Below are 1,428 nucleotides of genomic sequence, written 5' to 3' on the forward strand. Positions count from 1 at the left end.
CTGAAAATCGTCTTTCAAATCCGCCAAAACATCTTCGGCGTTGTAAGGTTAAGCCTCACGGTTCATTAGTACCGGTTAGCTCAACGCATCGCTGCGCTTACACACCCGGCCTATCAACGTCGTCGTCTTCAACGTTCCTTCAGGAGACTTAAAGTCTCAGGGAGAACTCATCTCGGGGCAAGTTTCGTGCTTAGATGCTTTCAGCACTTATCTCTTCCGCATTTAGCTACCGGGCAGTGCCATTGGCATGACAACCCGAACACCAGTGATGCGTCCACTCCGGTCCTCTCGTACTAGGAGCAGCCCCCCTCAGTTCTCCAGCGCCCACGGCAGATAGGGACCGAACTGTCTCACGACGTTCTAAACCCAGCTCGCGTACCACTTTAAATGGCGAACAGCCATACCCTTGGGACCTACTTCAGCCCCAGGATGTGATGAGCCGACATCGAGGTGCCAAACACCGCCGTCGATATGAACTCTTGGGCGGTATCAGCCTGTTATCCCCGGAGTACCTTTTATCCGTTGAGCGATGGCCCTTCCATTCAGAACCACCGGATCACTATGACCTGCTTTCGCACCTGCTCGCGCCGTCACGCTCGCAGTCAAGCCAGCTTATGCCATTGCACTAACCTCCTGATGTCCGACCAGGATTAGCTGACCTTCGTGCTCCTCCGTTACGCTTTAGGAGGAGACCGCCCCAGTCAAACTACCCACCAGACACTGTCCGCAACCCGGATCACGGGTCCACGTTAGAACATCAAACATTAAAGGGTGGTATTTCAAGGTTGGCTCCACGCAGACTGGCGTCCACGCTTCAAAGCCTCCCACCTATCCTACACATCAAGGCTCAATGTTCAGTGTCAAGCTATAGTAAAGGTTCACGGGGTCTTTCCGTCTTGCCGCGGGTACACTGCATCTTCACAGCGATTTCAATTTCACTGAGTCTCGGGTGGAGACAGCCTGGCCATCATTACGCCATTCGTGCAGGTCGGAACTTACCCGACAAGGAATTTCGCTACCTTAGGACCGTTATAGTTACGGCCGCCGTTTACCGGGGCTTCGATCAAGAGCTTCTCCTTACGGATAACCCCATCAATTAACCTTCCGGCACCGGGCAGGCGTCACACCGTATACGTCCACTTTCGTGTTTGCACAGTGCTGTGTTTTTAATAAACAGTTGCAGCCAGCTGGTATCTTCGACTGGTTTCAGCTCCGTGAGCAAGTCACTTCACCTACGCACCAGCGTGCCTTCTCCCGAAGTTACGGCACCATTTTGCCTAGTTCCTTCACCCGAGTTCTCTCAAGCGCCTTGGTATTCTCTACCTGACCACCTGTGTCGGTTTGGGGTACGATTTCGTGTTACCTGATGCTTAGAGGCTTTTCCTGGAAGCAGGGCATTTGTTGCTTCAGCACCGTAGTGCCTCGTCA

The 1,428-nt window shown here is 53.2% G+C and carries 1 rRNA gene; it reads right to left on the reverse strand.

Annotated elements, in window-relative coordinates:
• Positions 1-44: 44 nt before the first annotated feature.
• A 23S ribosomal RNA gene (locus EV102420_RS20710) occupies positions 45-1,428 on the reverse strand; the annotation flags it as partial.

Origin of the sequence: Pseudescherichia vulneris NBRC 102420, assembly GCF_000759795.1 — a bacterium.
Lineage (GTDB): Bacteria > Pseudomonadota > Gammaproteobacteria > Enterobacterales > Enterobacteriaceae > Pseudescherichia > Pseudescherichia vulneris.